We start from the raw sequence: 19,346 nt of genomic DNA, 5'->3' as shown, positions 1-19,346 counted from the left end.
TATCCCCCTAAAATTGGCGGAGAAAGCGGATATCGCTATTATAACAACGGCGAATATCGTCTATCTCATGTAATACCATAGCAAATCTTTCCACGCCAAAACCAGCAGCAAAACCCGTATAGATTTGGGGGTCATAACCGACTGCTTTTAAGACATTGGGATCCACCATACCACAGCCCATCACCTCCAACCATTTGCCTTTCCACTGCACATCTACCTCGGCCGAGGGTTCAGTAAAAGGGAAGTAGGAAGCGCGGAATTTAACCGGTAAATCGGCCCCAAACATTTGCTTAAGAAATTCTTTAATTGTTCCTTTCAAATCCGTAAAAGTTAATCCCCTGTCCACCGCTAATAATTCCACTTGATGGAAAACCGCGGAATGGGTTGCATCCACGGTATCGCGACGATAAACGCGGCCCGGGGCCACAATCCGAATCGGGGGTTCGTGACTTTCCATGTAGCGAATCTGAACCGGGGAGGTATGGGTCCGCAATAAACGACCATCCCTCAGGAAAAAAGTATCCTGCATATCCCGGGCCGGATGGTCAGCAGGGATATTTAAAGCCTCAAAATTATAATAATCGCTTTCTACCTGCGGCCCAGTGGCAATGCTGTAACCCAGACCGACGAAAATATCGATCATGCGATCAACTGTGCTATTTAAGGGGTGAATTCGCCCTAAAGGACGGCTAAGAGCAGGTAGGGTGACATCGAGGGTTTCCGCCGCTAATTTCGCTTGAATTTGGGCATTATTTAGACTTTCTCGCCGGGATTCCAGCAGCGATTGTACTAATTCTTTGACCTCATTAGCGATCGCACCGAGGCGCGGTCTCTCTTCGGGGGTTAATTTGCCCATTTCCCGTAAAATCTGCGATAATTCTCCTTTCTTACCCAGATAATTCACCCTTAGCTGTTCCAAGTCTTCTAGGGTTGTTGTTTCGTCGATGGAATTTTCCGCTTTCCCTGCCAGGGTTTTTAGGGCAGTTTCGATCGGATGGGGGGATAAACTCATAATTAGGGCATTTTCTAGGGCAGCATTCTAGTCTAGTTTATCTGCTCGGGTGGCGGGAGCGGGAGAATCAATCAAAGCTAATAGCTATGTGCTAGGATGGAAATCGAGAATAAAAGTCGGCACTGCGGCTCGTTGTCAGTATTAATGGTCAAAGCGTTTCTGTTTAGTATTGGTTCAGCTAGTTCCCGAAATCTTGGTTCTCTACAAATCTGTTGTTTTTATCTGTGCAAGGATAGGTTTTATGTCAATTTATGTTGGTAATCTCCCCTTCGAGGTTGACCAAGAGGATGTAGCGGAAGTTTTTACCGAATATGGTAAAATTAAGCGCGTTCACCTCCCCATGGATCGGGAAACGAAAAGAAAACGCGGTTTCGCTTTTGTGGAAATGGAAACCCCAGAGCAAGAATCGGCCGCTATTGCCGCTCTTGACGGCGCTCAATGGATGGGACGAGAATTAAAAGTCAATCAAGCTCGTGAAAAAGAACCCAGATCTTCCTTCGCTGGTGGTGATCGCAATCGGGAGCGTCGCTACTAATCCCCGATCGTAACCATTCTAGGCTATGATTACCTAACTTCTTTTCATTGTCAATGGGGGAAGCGAGCGCTCGTTTCCCCGCTTGTTTATCTATTATCCCAAGGAGATTCTTGTGGCTAAACGTCGTAATTTGAAAAAAGAAAAAGCTGAACGCAACCGCGCCTACGCTCGTCAATTCCGGGCTGCCTCTAATCGTACCACCACCAGAGGAGGTAGAGGCGGTTATTCCAGCGATCAAAGACAATCTTCGGAAAATGAAGGGGCAGCCGATACCTAATCTGCTGACTTAGTTAATCTAGCAATAAAAGCCATAGCCTCGCTTTTATTGCTGACTATTCCATCTAAAGTCGCCCCCAACACCGCCGCAAGTAATAGTTTAAACTGGGGACCTGGTTGATAACCCAAAGCTTTTAGGTCATTGCCGTGGATAGGAGCCTCGATCTGCGACCATTTAGTTAAATATTGCCAGATTAAAGCCCGAATCCTAGTCTCACTCCTCACCGCCACCAGTAACAAACTAGGAACCTTATAACCGTTGAAAAAGCTGACAATTTGACTAACGGGTCGATCATAAGCAAAATTATTGCTAATCTCCCTTTCCATAACTTCTAGTTTTTGTAAACGCTCCCCACTATCTTTGGGCAATTGTAAATTATTAGCGATCGCTATTCTTTCCCCTACAGCCAGAGAAGCGATTAATAATTCCAACCGCATTAACCAAGCATTCACCGGCAATTCCAGACTTAAACAATCTAACCAACGACTGAGACAGCGCAATTGTCGCCATAAAGCCCGATTTAAGCTTAAATCCCCGTGTAAACAGTGCAAAGCCCCCAAATCAGCCAACTTTTCTAAGGCACTTTCCCAGTAATCCGCCTCTAAAATATAATTCAACTCCGCTTTTAAACGGGACTGTAAAGCGGGTGCATTCTGATTTTGTTGCCGCGAGCGATCATAAACTCCACTTTCGATCGCATACCTAATATAGTTTTCTGTCAAGGGTTCAATAACAAATCCTAACCGAGTGGCAAAACGCACCGCTCGATAGATGCGCGTCGGATCCTCAATAAAACTATTAGCGTGTAAAACCCGGATTTGTTGGGCGCGTAAATCCAACATACCGCCAAAAAAGTCGAGTAATTCCCCCTCTTTCGGCGAAGTTAGGCGAATTGCCAGAGCATTAATTGTAAAATCCCTTCTATACAAATCCTGTCGAATCGAACTAGCCTCCACTTGGGGATTACTGGCAGGATAGGGATAGAATTCCGTGCGTGCCGTGGCGATATCCACCCATAACGAGCCAAAACGCTCATCTTTGTGCCATAACAAAGCCGCCGTCTGAAATTCCCCGTGAATCGATAACCGGGCCCCCGGATAAATTTCCTGTAGACAATTAGCCAACTCTACCCCCGCACCCACATCGGCGGCGCGATGGCAGCCATCCACCACTAAATCGATATCCTGTAACAATAAAGTATCCCTTTCTGTCGCTAAAAGTAAATCGCGCACCGCACCCCCAACCAGATAGAGATGCCAACCGCGTTTTTGAGCGGCAGCGGCAGCAGCTTGCAGGAATGACCACAAAATCGGCTCTAAACGCTCTTTAATCGTCGGTAAAAGACAGGACACCAAAGCAACCCCTTCAAAACGCACCCGCTCATTTTGATGAATCTGTCTTAATACATCTGTACGAGTGACGATACCGACTAACTGCCCATTTTCTAGTACAGGTAAACGCCCCAAATCATACGTTACCATCAGCGACTCGATTTCCTGAAGAGAAGTGTCGGGGGTAATAGTTTTCGGATTACAAGTCATGTATCCCTTCACGGGAGAGCGAGAAAAGCCGTGATGGAGAGCTAAATCGAGGTCACGACGAGAAATCACCCCAACTAAGCGATCCTGCTCATCTACCACCGATAACCCCGAATGGCCGTAACGAAAAAGGATGCGCTCGGCTTGAGATATGGAAGTATCGGGACGAATTGTGCGCACCGGAGAAGACATTAAGTCCCTAGCAGTAGGAGAAGGAGGAATTTGGGCAATTAAGTCCCCCAGTAGTTGATTTAACTGTTGAACTGGCTGAACATCGCGAAAACTCACCGAAGCGGCCTGAGCATGACCACCGCCGTTATAGGGGGAAAAAAGCTGATATAAATTCACCCCATCGATCCTAGAGCGACCAATCACAGTTAAACGCTGTCGGGAATTATCTTCCTCGTCTTTACTATAACTATGGCCAAAAAGTAGCGCATCACTATCGGATAATTCCAGTAGGCGCTCGGCCACACTAGACAAACCGGGGATAAAATCGGCGGTATGGAGGAGAACGTGGGCGATTTTACGGTCATGGATCGTTTTAATCTCTAGATTTTCCCAAGCAAGGCTAAATAACTCCTGTAAGCGCGGGGAAAAACTCGGTTGACAGTATTGGGCGATCGTTTTAATGTTAGCAGCACAGGTCATTAACCAAGCCAAAGCATAGGCATCCCTGGGGGTACTACCGGCAAAAGTCAGGGAACCCGTGTCCACGTGAATACCGAGCGCCATTACCGTCGCTGCCATCGAGTTTGGTTTAATCTGGGCTTTTTGTAAAGCTTCGACAATTAAAGTCGTGGTGGCTCCCACCGCCTCTAAATGGACGCTAGAGGCATGAATATCGCTTTCACTATCCAAATGATGATCATATAATTCGATCGCCTGTAAATGCCCTAAATCGAGCCACTGGGAGGCTTTTCCCAGACGCTCCCGCCACTGATTATCAACGATAATTAAAGAGCGAATACGGGACGGATTGACACTACGCAGTTCAATTAAAGCGAATTCATCCCGATGCAGGGCCAAAAATTCCCTTACTGTTGGGTGCGCTCCCCCGGTTAACACAATGCGACTACCCGCTTTCAGCAACGATAAACCCACCGCTGCCCCCAAAGCGTCAAAATCCGCCGTTTGATGACATAAAATTAAATCCATAGTTCTTTTTGGGGTTTTAGGGGTTGGGGGTTAGGGGTTGGGGGTTTTGGGGTTTTAGGGTTTTGGGGCATTAGTTGAATTTCCCGATTTCCCCACCACCTATCCCCTATCCCCTAATCCCTATCTCTTATTTCCATTAAGTAACAAAATTTGGTAGGGTACTATCAGGGAGAATTATCTAATATCAACTGTTTTAGGAGAACCCAATCATGTCTATTGTCTTTCAATTTTTTCTCATTGCCCTAGTTTTATTTTCCTTGTTGATGGTGATTGGTGTCCCCGTTGCCTATGCTTCCCCCCAAAACTGGGACCAATCGAAACCCCTTCTCTATGTGGGTTCGGCAATTTGGGCGATTTTAGTAGTTGCCGTCGCTATTTTAAACTTTTTAGTGATTTAGTCTTGAGCAGGAGTTAGGAGTCAGGAGTCAGGAGTTAGGAGAAGATAGGGTGATAGGGTTTTGGGGTGATAGGGTGATGAGACAACTTCCCCCACTTCCCCACTTCCCCACTTCCCCACTTCCCCACTTCCCCACTTCCCCACTTCCCCACTTCCCCACTCCCCACTTCCCCACTCCCCACTTCCCCACTTCCCCACTTCCCCACTCCCCACTTCCCCACTCCCCAATTCCCCACTTCCCCACTTCCCCACTTCCCCACTTCCCCACTTCCCCACTTCCCCACTTCCCCACTTCCCCACTTCCCCACTTCCCCACTTCCCCACTTCCCCACTTCCCCACTTCCCCACTTCCCCACTTCCCCACTCCCCACTTCCCCACTCCCCAATTCATAATTCATAATTCCCACTCCTATCCCCTTCTACCTATGACTGTTTTTGAGGGAAATTTTACCGAGGATATATCCTCTTGGCACTTTGCGATCGTGATTGGTCGTTTTAACGATCTCGTCACTGATAAACTGTTATCAGGCTGTCAAGACTGTCTCAAGCGTCACGGGGTTGATGTCAATCCCGATGGCACGCAAGTGGATTATATCTGGGTACCCGGTAGCTTTGAAGTGCCAATGGTAGCCCGTCAAGTCGCCCTTTCCCACCGTTACGATGCCGTTATTTGTCTAGGGGCAATTATTCGCGGCCAAACGCCCCATTTTGACTACGTTGCTGCCGAGGCTGCTAAAGGCATTGCCGCGGCCGCTTTTCAGACAGGTGTTCCCGTTGTCTTCGGTATTCTCACCACTGATACTCTACAACAGGCCCTCGAACGGGCCGGTATTAAAAGTAATTTGGGCTGGAATTATGGCCTATCTGCCCTAGAAATGGCTAGTCTCATGCGTCAATTGCGCCCCCGGGATGAAAATAAACCCCTAGAATTATTGCAAAATAATCCCCAACAGGCACTGATAGAAGGCTAACAAAATTCCCCCAGCATTTAGGATTTTAGTTGTCCCCACTCCCCAAGAGTTCCACTAATGAGCGAAGCTGAACAGAACAAATATATTAACCAACTCAGACGGCAATTAGTCAACGCTGTCGAGAGAATCAAGACTCTGGAATTAGATTTAGAACCAGAGGGGCGGATTACGGAAGCTTTTGACGCTATGGAACGGCATATAGATGAAAAATTCGCCGCAGTGGATGAAAAATTCGCCGCAGTGGATGAAAAATTCGCCGCCATTGACAAGCGCTTTGATCGCTTGGAACATCAGTTCAACCGACTACAGGCTAAGATAGAAGTGGTTCTCGAAGCTATTACCGGTTTGGGGGATTTGCCAGAAGATGAATCATTGTAAAAAAATGCTCCAAACCACTTGACAAATGGTCTGAGATTTGGCACACTTAGGGAAGTGTAAAAAAACGGCTTGCGGGCATAGCTCAGTGGTAGAGCGTCACCTTGCCAAGGTGAATGTCGCGCGTTCGAATCGCGTTGCCCGCTTAGAAAAATCTTAAAATAGCTCTTAAGATTAGTAGGAATAATTTAGGGATATCCCTTAAGATGGGAATTACCCGTGAGTAATGGGGTTGAGGATTTTGGGCAACCATTGAATCCCTTAGCTATTCTTTCTCACGAGCGACTAAAAACAACCGTTTATAAACAAAAATTTAGCTTGTGCGACCGCATAAATACACCAAAATCGACCAACACCAAGACTATCCCTGTCCCTGTCGTCGGAAAGGGACATTATGCCCAATTTTATTGACCGATGCCTTTGGCTGCGATCGCTGTCAACAAATATTTGTGCTACAGGAAAACGGTCAAATTATCGAACAATTAGCTCCCCACTATCCCTATAAACGCACTTGGCGCTGGACGGGATTTCGTTGGGTGAGTACCAATCAGCGCCTTGGACAAGAGGTATTACCCCTGATGGTGGGGATAATTCTGTTATTATCGATCGTCTGGCTACCCTTAATTTTAAAATCACCGCCGGGGGTAAGCGTGATTTTTGGGGCAATTCTAGTTATGCTATTAGTTATTTTGCCCGCGTTAATCTTTTGGTTAGCCTATCGACGCTAGACAAGAATCTATGATCGAAAGTTCCTCCACCCCCCCCCTGACGATCTTTAAGCAAGCATACAATGCTTTTCTGGCTCTAGGTCAATTTAATGGCAACGAAAGAAATCGCGGGGTAATTGCGATCGCTAATGGCATTAAAACGGGCTTTGATCGCATTTTAGAAGCCAATACCCTCGATTTAGAAGTCAGTCGAGAGATGGCCGTCTCAGAACAAATGATTCGCTGGTTACGGTTAACTCCCGAACGTTTAGAGACGACGGTGGAGGTATTGCAACAACTAGCGGAAGCATCGGATCCGCTGCAACAGGTAATTAACGCGGCCTATCAACTCAATCCTTCCCAAACCTATTGCCAAAGGATGCCTTTAGGAGTGATTGCCTTCGTCTATGAAGGTTTTCCGGAATTAGCAATGGTAGCGGCAGGATTTTCCCTGAAAAGTGGCAACAGTTTGATTATTCGCGGTTCCAATGCCTCTAGTCATTCCGATGGGGTGATTACGGAAATTATCCAAGAAGCATTGGAAGATGTGGGTTTACCGGTGGATTGTGTCAGTGGTTTACCCTGTGATTCTAGTCCCTCCCTAGAGGAGTTGCTGACGCAGGAAAATTATGTTAATTTGATTATTCCCTACGGTCGGCCTAGTTTAATCGGTCAGGTGAGTCAATTGGCCACGGTTCCCGTTTTGCGTGGGGCCATGGGAAACTGTTATTTGTATTGGTCTCCTAGTGGCGATTTGGAGTTAGCTCGTCAGGTAATTATCGATAGTCATGGCAGTATACCCGATCCGGTTAACGCGATCGAAAAAGTTTTAATTAGTCCCCATCAGAATTCTTCGACTTTAAGTCGTTTGTTTAAAAGTTTGCAGGAAAAAGGCTTTAAATTGCGGGGAGATACCCGATTAGCGGCGGATTTTCCGGAACATTTAACCATTGCTACCGATAATGATTGGCAAAGACCCTATTTAGAAAAAACGCTGGCCTTTAGGTTAGTGGATACCCTCACTGATGCGATCGCTTGGATTAATAAGTATAGTAGCGGTCATGCCGATTGTATTGTCACCGAATCCTATCGAGAAAGTCGTCAATTCGCCATGGAGTCCGATAGTGCTTTAGTTTATATCAATTCTTCACCCCGATTTGATCGCAATCCCAAACAGGGAGAATCGGTATTTTTGGGCATTTCCAACCAAAAAGGCCAGCGCCGGGGGTTAATCAACCTAGAAACCTTTACCACCCTTAAACAGGTAGTGCAGGGCTAGTTTTTTTCAGTGAACAGTGAACTGAAAACTCACATCTGATACCTAATAACTGATAACTGATAACTGATAACTGATAACTGAGAAAACGGTAGCAATTTCTACCAAAAGTCAGAACAAAATTCGTTATTGTCATAAAGTCATGAGGGAATGTAATTAAAACGAGAAAGAATGCGGATCGAGCAGTTGCAAGCCTTTTTAGCCGTAGCCGATACGGGCAATTTCGGTCAAGCCGCGCGCCAGTGTGGAGTCACCCAATCGACTATCAGCCGCCAGATTCAATCCCTAGAAACCGATTTGGGCTTACCTCTTTTCCATCGCACCGCCCAAGCGAAGTTAACCATTGCCGGGGAGAAATTACTGCCCCGGGCGAAACGGATTTGTCAAGAATGGACGAATGTTCACGAGGAAATCACTGACCTACAGGCAGGAAAACAGCCAGAGTTGTGTGTGGCGGCCATTCATTCCGTGTGCGCCCACTATTTACCGCCGATTTTGCCGAAATTTTGTGCTGAATACCCAGAAGTTCAGTTAAGAGTTACAGCCCTAGGCAGCGATCGCGCTTTAAAAGTGCTGCGGGATGGTTTAGTAGATGTGGCGTTGGTCATGAATAATCGTTTTCTCACCTCTAGCCCGGAGATGGTGGTTGAGGTATTATACCAAGAAGCGATCGAAATTCTCATGGCCGCTAATCATCCCCTCGCCCAATACCAAGAAGTGCCATGGTCAGAATTAATCCCCTATCCGCAAGTGGTTTTCAAAGACGGCTACGGAATGCAAAGATTAGTACAAGAATGGTTTTCCCGTCAGGATGCCCAGCTGAAAACTGTCATGGAATTAAACACCCTTGATGCTTTTCGCGGTGTGGTGCGTCAGGGTAATATTATCGCTCTGCTGCCCCAATCTGCCCTGATGGAAGCCCGTAGCGATGCCACCCTCGCCATTCGTCCTCTTGCTTCCCCTAGTAGTGAAAATCCCCATCTTAACAATGGTAAATTTAGTCATCGTCTCACCCGTCAGGTAGTCCTCGTCACCACTAGCGATCGCCTACAGATACCACCGATCGCTCATTTTTGTCAATTAGTGCGGCAAATGAAGCAAAGTGTGGTTAAAAGCTTAGAAAATCCACCTGTCCAGCCTTAGCAATCCCCATCAATCCCATTTACTCTTTATTTTCTTCCTTGAGATGAGCGATACTTTTCGAGAATTATTAAAAGCGATCGGTAGTGGCACCCATACGGGCAGAAATTTAACCCGTCCTGAAGCGGCGATGGCCACCAAGATGATGTTAACCCAAGAGGCAACCCCGGCCCAAATCGGTGCTTTTATGATTGCCCATCGCATTAAACGCCCCACCAGCGATGAGTTAGCGGGAATGCTTGATGCCTACGCCGAGCTTGGACCGCAAATAACCCTAGAATCAGCCTCTTTTCAGCATCCGATCGCTATTTTGGGCAATCCCTACGATGGACGCTCTCGCACTGCCCCGGTTACTCCGATCACCACTTTAATTTTAGGGTTGGCGGGGATTCCTGTAGTCCTGCACGGGGGCGATCGAATGCCAACTAAATACGGTATTTCCCTGAGGGAAATCTGGCAGCAATTAGGAGCAGATTTTAGTCAATTATCCTTAGCAGCAGTTAAAGACTGTTTAATCACCACAGGATTGACTTTTTTCTATATTCCGCGCCATTTTCCCCTATTACAGAATTTTGTTACCTATCGCGAGCAAATCGGTAAACGTCCGCCCATGGCCACGGTAGAGTTAATGTGGTCGCCTTTTGTCGGTAATATTCATCAGATATCGGGTTTTGTTCACCCCCCCACCGAGGATCGTTTTCGCGAAACTTTTGCCCTGAGAAATATCTCTCATTTCACCACCGTGAAAGGATTAGAGGGTAGTTGTGATTTAGCCTGTAATCGGACGGCGATTATTGGTCTGGGAAATCCCGCCGATACACCTTCCTTTCAGCGATTTTTCCTAAATCCTCGCGATTATGGCTTCTGTCCCGCGGATTATCCCCTCGAATCTTTAGAGATGCTCACCGCTAAATTAAAGGGTTTATTAGCCGGAGAAAATAATCAATTAACCGATGCGGCAATTTTTAACGGTGGTTTTTATCTTTGGCGCTGTGGAATTGCGCCAGATCTACCCACGGGTTTCCAGCAAGCACAAAAATCTTTACAGTCAGGAAAAGCCCTGGCTAAACTAGAACAAATCCGTAATTATCTGGAAAATCAGGAATAGATAGGAATAGGACTGTAGGGGAAATTACTTCTAAATCAATCATTAATTCGAGAAGTTGGGCCAAGAAGGTAAACCCCAGACTTGCTATAACTTCTAGGTTTAAAGATCAATACTTTTGAGAAAAAAATTTTTCCCGACTGCATCATTTCCTCGCTCAAGTGGGAAAGCTATGACTACGGTGAACGATTTAGAAGTTTCTAATTCCTATCACAGTCGCCCGTAGAGAAGCCACCATGTCTACAATTAATTCCTCGACGCTCGAAACTGAATTTATCTCTCCCTCTTTTTCTGTCCTAAAATTCAAGGAAAACTCGCTCGACCTGGATGAAGATTTTCTCGGCCGTGATTTAGAAGATGATTTAGTATCTAGTCCCGAAAAAATCCACAGCAACGGGACAACTACCGATTTAGTGCGTTTATACCTACAAGACATTGGCAGAGTGCCTCTACTCAAACGGGACGAGGAAGTTGAACAAGCGCAACAGGTGCAGCGTCATCTGTCTTTACTGAAATTATGCGCCACCGCCGTTAAACAAGGTGATGCACAAGTACAGCAATTTGTCAAGTTAATTGAGGTTCGCGATCGGCTAACCGCTCAATTAGCCCATCGTCCCTCCCTAGAACATTGGGCAAAAACCGCCCAAATCACCGTGGTTGAGTTAAAAAATGCTTTAAAAGCAGGAAAACAGCATTGGGCGCACCTAGCGGGCTTAGAAGTGGGGGAATTAGAAGAAATTATTGCCCTTGGTACCCGTGCCAAAGAACAGATGATCAAGGCCAATTTACGTCTGGTGGTGTCGGTGGCCAAAAAATATCAGAATCGCGGTTTAGAATTATTGGATTTGATTCAAGAGGGAACCCTGGGTTTAGAACGCGCCGTCAAGAAATTTGATCCCACCAAAGGCTATCGTTTTAGTACCTATGCCTACTGGTGGATCCGTCAAGGAATTACCAGAGCGGTCGCAACGCGCTCGCTACGCGAGATCGCAACTCAAAGCCGGATTATTCGCTTACCGCTTCATATTACCGAAAAACTCAACAGAATTAAGAAAGCACAACGGAAAATCTCGCAAATGCGCGGTCGCACTGCGACCGTAGAGGAAATTGCCCAAGAGTTAGCTCTGACTCCTGAAGCTGTGCGGGAAGTGTTGATGAAAGTGCCGCGTTCGGTTTCCTTAGAAATTAAGGTAGGTAAGGAAAAAGATACGGAATTGTTAGACCTTTTGGAAACCGAAGAACTGTCTTCAGAAAATCATCTTGTCTATGAATCTTTGCAAAGAGATATGAGAGAATTATTGGCAGATTTAACCGCTCGTGAACGAGAAGTGATTGAATTGCGCTATGGTTTTCTCGATGGTAAATCCTATTCTTTAGGTGATATCGGTCGCACTTTGGCATTATCCCGGGAAAGGGTGCGACAAATTGAGTTGAAAGCTTTGCAAAAATTGCGTCAACCCCAGCGACGTAAGCAAATTCGCGATTATTTTGAAGCGTTGAGTTAGTTAGGGTTTGCTGAAAAAGTTTGTTGGTGGGGTTGGGAGTCGGTCGTCGGTCGTCAGGAATTTCAGGCTTTGTTGCCCTCTCTTTTCGTACCAACTTATGTACTAAAAGAAGGATAATGCAAGGTTTTTGAGAGTCCCAATCCGATTTTCGCAGCATGAACATCGGCTTTTAACAGGTCAAAAGCCTTATTTTAAAAGGGTTTTACCATTATTCAGCCAACCCTAGTTAGGGTTTGCGGCAAAAAGTTTTTCGTGGGGGTAGGGTGTGGGGTGTAGGGTGTGGGGTGTAGGGTTTTACCGATTTTCAGGTGGTCAACTACCTAATTTTCAGGGACAAAGTACCTGAATTTTCCCCCCGATCACCCCTAGCTAAGGCACTTTTTGATTGACAAAAAGTCTAAAAGTCTTACCCAACAAGGTTTTTAGATTTATTCAGCCAACCCTAGTTAGATCACCAACAGAAAATCCCTACTAGGGAGTTAAATGCCCCGGTGATAATCGGCCATTTGGTAGTGGCATCAATCCAACCAATGCCCAAAATATTGCTGTCGGGTTAATACGTCCAATTTTGTTTCGTCTGTAGGGTGTAGGTTCCGTCGCGCACATTGACCCGATGGGGGATCAGCTTCAGGTCTCGGAAGATATTAGCTTGCTGTTGTAGGGCGGCCAGAGAGCGATCGTCGATCGGGATAATGGCACGTTCGCAGGCCCGTTGTTCGAGATTAGTGACGATCGCTGGATCGATCTCGTGGTGAGCTGCCAAGCGTCTCGTCGCTTCTAACTCCTGTTGTTTCGCCCAAGCACCCGCCTCGTTCACCTCTTCTAAAATCACTTTCAGTACATCGGGATAATCGCGTACCAATTCGGGAACCGCGTAATAATAGGTCGGCACTTCTAGAGAGGCGTTTTCCCCAAAGATACTCCCTAGATCGGCCACCGATCTTCCCGGATAGGTGCGCGTCTCGGTGGGGGAATAGGGAACCCACACCACCCAAGCGTCGATCTCTCCGCGACGGAAAAGCACCAGCGCTTCCGGTTGGGTTGCATACACCGGTTCGATATCGTTTAATTCGAGATTCACTCTCATCAGTGCGCGGATGAGGACGTAATGGGCGCTCGAACCCCGATCGAAGGCGATTCTTTTGCCTTTTAAAGCCGCCAACGTCTGTATTGGCGAATTCTCGGGTACGAGGATCGCCTGACCTTTCGGGGCGGTATATTTTTCCTTGGCTACCCGGACGAAGACGTGTTCCGCCGCTTGGGAGAAAATACTCGCCGTACCGCCACCACCGCAGAATTCGATCGTTCCGTTGCTCAAAGCCTCGATCAGCGAGGAAGCGGCCAGAAAACTCGTCCACGTTACCGTCACCCCAAAGGGTTTTAAGCGTCTTTCCAGAAAGGCCTGGGCGCGGAGAACTTCCAGATTGGTCATGCCCTCGGGATAGCCGATCTTGAGGGTTCCTAGCCGCTGCGCTTGTTTGGCGAGGGGAGTGATATCGGAGGGGGTCGATCGCTTGAACCAGCGATCGATCGCGATACAGAAGAGAATTCCAGCGATAAATAATCCCACGGTTTCCAATAGTCGGGGAGTCGTATTCCGGGGGAATTTAAAGCTATCGACGAGGTTCAGAATCGGGTTATCCGATCGAGAATTTTGACCGACGGCGATCGTGTCGGAAAATCCAGCCAGGAGAAAGCTCCCCACCAGGCTGGTCAAAAAAAGCATCACGGGAAGAACTGCCCGCCAATTTCGCCACGGTTTCCAGAGACACTTGATCGAACGGTGGAGCATGGGATTTCTCGCAGAAAACAAGATTTATTATCGGGAAAGGGGACAAGAGGGAAGAGTTTCCCAACTCCCTCGGCATAGCTGCCATTAGTTTTATCTACATACTATAAAAATCCACGACTCCTCGATTGTGTAACAAAGTACATTTATAAATGTATTCAAAATGATATAGTTTCAAAATGAAATTGCGCCCGCATTTGAGAGATCGAGGTGGTATGGATGGATTGGTTGATCGAAATCGTCAAAATCGGGGTGGCCGCTGGCATAGCCACCACCTTCGACGACAATATTTATCTAACCGGCTTTTTTAGCGAGGTAAATCGTACCTTTCGCCCGGTCCACGTTGTCGTCGGTGAGCTAGTCGGGTTTACGGCCTTAGTATCGGTTAGTATGGTGGGTTTTCTACTTAGCTTAGTCATCCCGCCGATTTATATCGGTCTTCTCGGAATCCTGCCGATCCTCATCGGTGTGAGAAATTTACTCACGTTAAATCGCGATAACGAGAGGGAAACCGCAGATCGCAAGGTGAATTGGCAAAGAAACGCCCGATTTCACGGGTTCGCCTCGCGCAGACTACCCCTAGGTCAAGTCCTCAGAGATCGCCAAACCTATCAAGTTTCCGCGGTCACGATATCCAATGGCGGTAACAATCTCGGGATTTATATTCCCCTATTCGCCAATAGTACCGTGGCGCAGTTAGCCGTAATTATTCCGATCTGCTATTTAATTGTTTGCACTTGGTTATTTCTCTCCTATAATCTAACCCGCCTACCGGGGATCGCGGTTATCCTCAGCCGTTACGCGAGTAAGCTTTTCCCCTTCGTGCTGATGTGGTTGGGCCTACGGATTATTCTCGATAACGAATCCTATCGCTTGTTGATTCCAGGTGGGTAAATTAGGCCCCTGTAAAAATCGAAAATCTCCGGTTCGCACGGGAGTCAGAATTGAGCAAGAGAGAATAGATCGCGATAATCGAGAACTCCTTTAGATCAACCTTATCGAGAAAATCCCGATGAATTTATCACTGTTGTCAATTCGATCGCTGTTTCGTCCCTTCCATTCGCTATTGCTGCGGGGATTTCTATCCTTCTTGCTATTGGGATTGCTGGGTGCGCTCGCGCTCGCTTCCTGTACGTCCGGGGGGATCGCCTCGAAACCAGAGGTGAAATTAAATCTCGTTTCCTTTTCGGTCACGAAAGCCGCTCACGACCAGATTATCCCGAAATTCGTCGATAAATGGCAAAAAGAGCGGAACCAAAAAGTCATTTTCCAGCGGAGTTACGGCGGTTCCCTGGCCCAGGCCGATGACGTGATTGCGGGGAAACAAGAGGCGGACGTGGTACATCTGGCCCTACCTCTAGACGTGACGCGCATCGCCGACGCGGGGTTAATCGATCGCGGTTGGGAAGAGCGGGTTCCGAGAAGGGGAGTGGTGAGTCGATCGGTGACGGCGATCGTCATGCGGGCGGGAAATCCGAAAAAGATTCAATCTTGGGCGGATCTGGCTAGAGAGGACGTTACGGTTCTATCCGCCGATCCGAAAACTTCCGGGATCGCTATTTGGCAGTTATTAGCCCTCTGGGGTTCGGTGACGCAAACGGGGGGCGAACCGGAACAGGCATTGGATTTTGTCCGCCAAGTCTATAGATCTCTTGCAAAAGTAATCAAGATATATCCTTTTGTCGGTAACGAAGTTCGTAATTGTAGATACCAGCAATCAAATTCAATCTCAGACCAAATCGCCGTCTGCGATTTCTGTATCTTGATGAAAGTATCCGAAATATTTTGAGACGACGATGAATATGTTCTATAACTATGCGCCGTTGTGATAACTGACGATTGGCTTTTTTTTGCTCTTTACTTAGTTTTTCTTTTTTCTTTTTTTTATGAGGAATTTGACTGTTTTGATGGATTTTCTGAATTCCTTGATAGCCTTGATCCCCTAATATTTCTATTTCCTTATTTAACCTTATTTTGCTCTCTTTCCACAGTCGAAAATCATGGACTCTTCCTTTCTCACAACGGACACAGATTACCTGCTCGCTTTTTTGATCGGCAACGATTTGCGACTTTAATGTGTGGTATCCCTGCTTGCCACTATAGTATGATTTCTGTTTTTTTTTGGGTCTTTCTATCTCCTGTTCTGACACATCCACCACTATTACTTCTATTTCACTATTACTTTCTAATAGGGCTTTTTTTCTGGGTAGATTAAACAGACCTGATTTGATGAGAATATTCTCTACTTTCCTAACAATTCTATACGCCGTTGATTCGTTAACACCCCACCTATTTCCCCGATGAAAATAGGTGCGATATTCTCGCCAATATTCTAATGTTATTAGTAGTTGGTCTTCCGTACTCAATTTGCTAGGTCTACCTGTCTTTTTTTGCCAAACTTTTTCTGCCTTTAGGACTGTTACCATATCCTTAAATGTATCTGGATACACGCCACACAAGCGTTTGAACTCTGTTGGCTTTAAAGTTTTTACTTGTTCGTAAGTCATCTTTCAATCTTAACTCTTGGACTATTTTATCCTATTTTGTCTAGACTTATGCAAGAGATCTAAAGAAAAAGGAACGGCACTATCGGGGGGACAGCAACAGCGCCTCTGTATCGCCCGTGCCATCGCTATGAAGCCAGATGTTTTATTGATGGATGAACCCTGTTCGGCTCTCGATCCCATTTCTACCCGTCAGGTGGAGGAATTGTGCTTACAACTGAAGGAAAGTTACACGATCATTACCGTCACCCACAATATGCAGCAGGCATCGCGGATCGCCGACTGGACGGCGTTTTTTAACACCGAAACCGATTCGTCTGGGAAACGCCGGGGGAAATTAGTCGAATTCAGCCCCACGGAAGTTATGTTCGGCAATCCGCAAACCGACGAGGCCCGGGAGTATATTACTGGGCGATTCGGGTAATCGAAACAGTAAAGAAGGCTGATAGTCTGTTTTTCAAAACCGTGCGCGGTTTGATCCCGAAACATCCCTTGGTATGAATATAAAAAACTGGATTTTCGCCATTTTGTTGGTTTTTGTCCCGATCTCGATCGCTGGGAATTTCCTCCATTGGGACGTGACGATCATTTTTCTGAGCGCCTGTCTGGCGGTCGCAACGCGCTCGCTACGCGAGATCGTTCCCCTGGCCGCTTACATGGGAAAGGCAACCGAGGAAATCGCCGTTGTGGTCGGTCCCAATCTCGGCGGTTTACTGAACGCCACCTTCGGCAACGCTACCGAATTAATTCTCGCCTACGCCGCCCTCGAAGAAGGTTTGATCGAGGTGGTGAAAGCGACGATTACCGGTTCGATTATCGGGAATCTGCTGCTGGTAACGGGCTTATCGATGTTTTTCGGCGGCTTACGCTATAAAGAACAGAAATTCCAGCCCGTGACCGCCCGTTTAAATTCCTCGTCGATGAATCTCGCCGTCGCGGCGATCCTCCTACCCACAACCTTTCAATACACTTCCGCCGAAATCCAGGAGATTGCCCTACAGCGTCTCTCGGTAGCGTTGGCGGCGGTATTAATTTTTGTATATTGCCTGAGTCTGCTTTTTTCGATGAAGACCCATACCTATCTTTACGAGGTGGGGGGCGCAGATCTCGATCAAGAGCCGGGAGAAGCCGTAAGCGTAAAAAAGCCGAATCTCTGGCTGTGGGTGGGGATATTACTGCTCGTGACCATCGGGGTGGCGGTCGAATCGGAATTATTAGTTAATACCCTAGAGGAAGCCACGAGCGAATTAGGATTAACGACCCTTTTCACGGGGGTGATCCTGCTGCCAATTATCGGCAACGCAGCTGAACACGCCACCGCAGTTAGCGTCGCCTTAAAAGACAAAATGGATCTAGCGGTTTCTGTCACCGTCGGTTCGAGCCTACAAATCGCACTTTTTGTTGCACCCGTCCTCGTGATTGCGGGTTATTTCCTCGGTCAGCCGATGGCTCTCGATTTCGATCCGTTTGAATTGGTCGCCGTCGCCGTCGCAGTGTGGCTGACTAACTCGATCAGTAACGACGGTCGCTCGAACTGGCTAGAGGGTATATTACTGGTGGCGACCTACGCGGTGATCACCCTCGCTTTCTTTTTTCATCCCGCACCGGGATAAGGCGATCGGTCGCAAGAATTACAGTTTCTCGATCGGGATGGGTAGTAAAATTTTCCTGTTCCCGAACCTTTGAAGGAAAAGCCGAACGCCGAATATTATCGGCAGAGTTGGCGATTTTAATCACTTTAATTTATGGGTTTCCCCGGCGAGGGTGAAGGTGTAACGAACGGACGAACCCGACGGCCATCTTAAGGAAAAAAACCATGATCGAGATTGTGATCGCGATATCCACCGGTGTAGCGGCATTCGTCGCCACCAACCTGGACGATATATTGATCCTGACGATTCTCTTCAGCCAAACGGGAAAACTCTTCCGTCGTCGCGATATCGTCATCGGTCAGTATATCGGCTTTATTCTGCTTGTTATTGCCAGTTTAGCGGGATTTTTCGGGTGCTTTCTCATCCCTACCCCATGGATTCGCTATCTAGGCCTCGTTCCTGTGATTCTCGGCATCGTTTCCCTTCTCAAAGAAGAGGATAAGCAGGAAGAGCCGGAGAATGTCGAAGTGGACCTAGAGGGTGCGAAACATTCCCCCCTCGGCCGTTGGTTTGACTCGCGCACCTACAGCGTGGCCGCGTTGACCGTCGCCAACGGGAGCGATAATATCGGCATTTACGTTCCCCTGTTTGCCAGTAGTACTGTAACAAGTCTGATCGTTATCGTCAGCGTGTTTTTGATTCTGGTGGGGGTTTGGTGTGCGATCGCCTACGGGTTGACCAGCGTGCCGACCATTGCCACTATCCTAACCAGTCAGGGAAGTACCTTCGTTCCTTGTGTCCTGATCAGTTTAGGGATTTTTATCGTCAAAGAAAGTATTTCCCTCGCGTTTTTGGCCTTAGCAATTAGCTATCTCTGGGCGATCATCGGTCGCAGTCAGGAACTTGCCAGAAAATAAAGTATCATTTCAAGGAAACCCCCAATAAATCCAACGCATGATTGTTGCAGAGAAGTCGGTCTAGTTATCTTAGAAAAACAATAACTTCCCTCTCTAATCGTACATTCTACTGTGTTCAAGCAAATCTTCCCCAAGTCCGCCAATAAAGTCCGAAAACTATGCACGGGAAAGTTCTCTTGATTATGTTTTTTTCTCTCTTTAGACTGAGCGGATTCACCGCGACTCGCTTTAATCACATTAAGAGAGCTAAGTAATAGGGCAAAATTAACTTCTTGGTTAGGATAGGCACTCATGCAAGAGGCACTCATGCAAGAGGTAGTTAGGGTCTGCTGAAAAAGTTTTTCGTGGGTGTAGGGTGTAGGGTGTAGGGTGTAGGGTTTTACCGATTTTGAGGGGGTCAATTACCTAATTTTCAGGGAAAAAGTCCCTGAATTTTACCCCCGATCACTCCAAGGGTTGGCACTTTTTGAGGTCAAAAAAGTCTAAAAGTCTTACCCAACAAGGTTTTTAGATTTATTCAGCAAGCCCTAGTTAGATATGTGTAATTA

19 protein-coding genes, 1 tRNA gene and 3 pseudogenes are annotated in these 19,346 nt (G+C 47.0%); 16 read left to right on the top strand and 7 right to left on the bottom strand.

Translation table 11 applies throughout. The features are described from left to right. Positions 1–7: 7 nt before the first annotated feature. Positions 8–1,012, bottom strand: a complete 1,005-nt coding sequence (gene pheS / locus GQR42_RS21190; RefSeq protein WP_158201500.1) for a phenylalanine--tRNA ligase subunit alpha — start codon at positions 1,010–1,012, stop codon at positions 8–10. 241 nt (positions 1,013–1,253) lie between these two features. On the opposite strand from pheS, the gene GQR42_RS21185 reads away from it, so the two are divergent. Both GQR42_RS21185 and GQR42_RS27955 read left to right on the top strand, forming a co-directional pair. Then, complete coding sequence (locus tag GQR42_RS21185) at positions 1,254–1,547, top strand: RNA recognition motif domain-containing protein (protein WP_158201499.1); 294 nt, start codon at positions 1,254–1,256, stop codon at positions 1,545–1,547. A gap of 112 nt (positions 1,548–1,659) precedes the next feature. Then, a complete protein-coding gene (locus tag GQR42_RS27955) occupies positions 1,660–1,824 on the top strand; it encodes a hypothetical protein (RefSeq protein WP_002733784.1) in 165 nt (54 codons plus the stop codon). Here GQR42_RS27955 and GQR42_RS21180 read toward each other — a convergent pair. Continuing rightward, positions 1,821–4,520, bottom strand: a complete 2,700-nt coding sequence (locus GQR42_RS21180; protein ID WP_158201498.1) for a CBS domain-containing protein — start codon at positions 4,518–4,520, stop codon at positions 1,821–1,823. The genes GQR42_RS27955 and GQR42_RS21180 overlap by 4 nt on opposite strands. 209 nt (positions 4,521–4,729) lie before the next feature. Between GQR42_RS21180 and psbZ the strand changes: the two genes are divergently transcribed. Next, the gene (gene psbZ, locus GQR42_RS21175) at positions 4,730–4,918 is read left to right on the top strand and encodes a photosystem II reaction center protein PsbZ (protein ID WP_002732865.1); all 189 of its coding nucleotides are present in this window, start codon (positions 4,730–4,732) and stop codon (positions 4,916–4,918) included. A gap of 27 nt (positions 4,919–4,945) precedes the next feature. Here psbZ and GQR42_RS21170 read toward each other — a convergent pair whose 3' ends face one another. Beyond that, the gene (locus GQR42_RS21170) at positions 4,946–5,308 is read right to left on the bottom strand and encodes a hypothetical protein (RefSeq protein ID WP_158201497.1); all 363 of its coding nucleotides are present in this window, start codon (positions 5,306–5,308) and stop codon (positions 4,946–4,948) included. A gap of 34 nt (positions 5,309–5,342) precedes the next feature. On the opposite strand from GQR42_RS21170, the gene ribH reads away from it, so the two are divergent. From ribH to sigC, 8 genes are all read left to right on the top strand, one after another. Next, positions 5,343–5,888 (top strand): 6,7-dimethyl-8-ribityllumazine synthase, encoded by a 546-nt coding sequence (gene ribH, locus GQR42_RS21165; RefSeq protein WP_158201496.1) that lies wholly within the window; start codon positions 5,343–5,345, stop codon positions 5,886–5,888. Positions 5,889–5,945: 57 nt separating this feature from the next. Then, positions 5,946–6,266 carry a hypothetical protein gene (locus GQR42_RS21160; protein ID WP_158201495.1) on the top strand — a complete coding sequence of 107 codons (321 nt, stop codon included), beginning with the start codon at positions 5,946–5,948 and terminating at the stop codon, positions 6,264–6,266. A gap of 71 nt (positions 6,267–6,337) precedes the next feature. Next, positions 6,338–6,409: transfer RNA gene (locus GQR42_RS21155), tRNA-Gly, on the top strand. 174 nt (positions 6,410–6,583) lie between these two features. Then, entirely contained in the window at positions 6,584–6,991 is a 408-nt protein-coding gene (locus GQR42_RS21150; protein ID WP_158201494.1) for a hypothetical protein, read from the top strand. A 10-nt stretch (positions 6,992–7,001) separates the two neighbouring features. Beyond that, positions 7,002–8,249 carry a glutamate-5-semialdehyde dehydrogenase gene (locus tag GQR42_RS21145; protein ID WP_158201493.1) on the top strand — a complete coding sequence of 416 codons (1,248 nt, stop codon included), beginning with the start codon at positions 7,002–7,004 and terminating at the stop codon, positions 8,247–8,249. A 168-nt stretch (positions 8,250–8,417) separates the two neighbouring features. Continuing rightward, a complete protein-coding gene (locus GQR42_RS21140; protein ID WP_158201492.1) occupies positions 8,418–9,389 on the top strand; it encodes a LysR family transcriptional regulator in 972 nt (323 codons plus the stop codon). A 43-nt stretch (positions 9,390–9,432) separates the two neighbouring features. Further along, positions 9,433–10,494 (top strand): anthranilate phosphoribosyltransferase family protein, encoded by a 1,062-nt coding sequence (locus GQR42_RS21135; protein ID WP_158201491.1) that lies wholly within the window; start codon positions 9,433–9,435, stop codon positions 10,492–10,494. Positions 10,495–10,727: 233 nt separating this feature from the next. After that, a complete protein-coding gene (gene sigC, locus GQR42_RS21130) occupies positions 10,728–11,996 on the top strand; it encodes an RNA polymerase sigma factor SigC (RefSeq protein WP_158201490.1) in 1,269 nt (422 codons plus the stop codon). A 553-nt stretch (positions 11,997–12,549) separates the two neighbouring features. Here sigC and GQR42_RS21125 read toward each other — a convergent pair. Next, on the bottom strand, positions 12,550–13,788 hold the full coding sequence (locus GQR42_RS21125; protein ID WP_158201489.1) for a sulfonate ABC transporter substrate-binding protein: 1,239 nt from the start codon (positions 13,786–13,788) through the stop codon (positions 12,550–12,552). A 216-nt stretch (positions 13,789–14,004) separates the two neighbouring features. Here GQR42_RS21125 and GQR42_RS21120 point away from each other — a divergent pair, with 216 nt between their 5' ends. Next, positions 14,005–14,679, top strand: coding sequence for a cadmium resistance transporter (locus GQR42_RS21120; RefSeq protein ID WP_158201488.1), 675 nt, complete (start codon positions 14,005–14,007; stop codon positions 14,677–14,679). A 118-nt stretch (positions 14,680–14,797) separates the two neighbouring features. Further along, positions 14,798–15,439 (top strand): annotated as a pseudogene (locus tag GQR42_RS21115) (extracellular solute-binding protein); the annotation flags it as partial. Positions 15,440–15,449: 10 nt separating this feature from the next. Here the strand turns inward: GQR42_RS21115 and GQR42_RS21110 are convergent. Further along, the gene (locus tag GQR42_RS21110) at positions 15,450–16,292 is read right to left on the bottom strand and encodes an IS5 family transposase (protein WP_158201487.1); all 843 of its coding nucleotides are present in this window, start codon (positions 16,290–16,292) and stop codon (positions 15,450–15,452) included. Positions 16,293–16,353: 61 nt separating this feature from the next. On the opposite strand from GQR42_RS21110, the pseudogene GQR42_RS21105 reads away from it, so the two are divergent. After that, a pseudogene (locus tag GQR42_RS21105) lies at positions 16,354–16,713 on the top strand (phosphate ABC transporter ATP-binding protein); the annotation flags it as partial. Positions 16,714–16,786: 73 nt separating this feature from the next. Then, complete coding sequence (gene cax / locus GQR42_RS21100; RefSeq protein ID WP_158201486.1) at positions 16,787–17,902, top strand: calcium/proton exchanger; 1,116 nt, start codon at positions 16,787–16,789, stop codon at positions 17,900–17,902. Here the strand turns inward: cax and GQR42_RS21095 are convergent. Further along, positions 17,865–18,026: a hypothetical protein gene (locus tag GQR42_RS21095; RefSeq protein WP_158201485.1), complete on the bottom strand. Its 162-nt coding sequence runs from the start codon at positions 18,024–18,026 to the stop codon at positions 17,865–17,867. The two genes, cax and GQR42_RS21095, sit on opposite strands and share 38 nt — an antisense overlap. Before the next feature lie 79 nt (positions 18,027–18,105). On the opposite strand from GQR42_RS21095, the gene GQR42_RS21090 reads away from it, so the two are divergent. Continuing rightward, positions 18,106–18,798: a cadmium resistance transporter gene (locus GQR42_RS21090; protein WP_158201484.1), complete on the top strand. Its 693-nt coding sequence runs from the start codon at positions 18,106–18,108 to the stop codon at positions 18,796–18,798. Between the two features lie 4 nt (positions 18,799–18,802). Here the strand turns inward: GQR42_RS21090 and GQR42_RS30310 are convergent. Further along, positions 18,803–19,037 (bottom strand): annotated as a pseudogene (locus GQR42_RS30310) (IS1634 family transposase); the annotation flags it as partial. Positions 19,038–19,346: the final 309 nt, after the last annotated feature.

It is taken from the genome of Microcystis aeruginosa FD4, from assembly GCF_009792235.1.
In the GTDB taxonomy this organism is placed as follows: Bacteria; Cyanobacteriota; Cyanobacteriia; order Cyanobacteriales; family Microcystaceae; genus Microcystis; species Microcystis viridis.
This window is presented reverse-complemented; position numbering and strand designations above follow the sequence as displayed.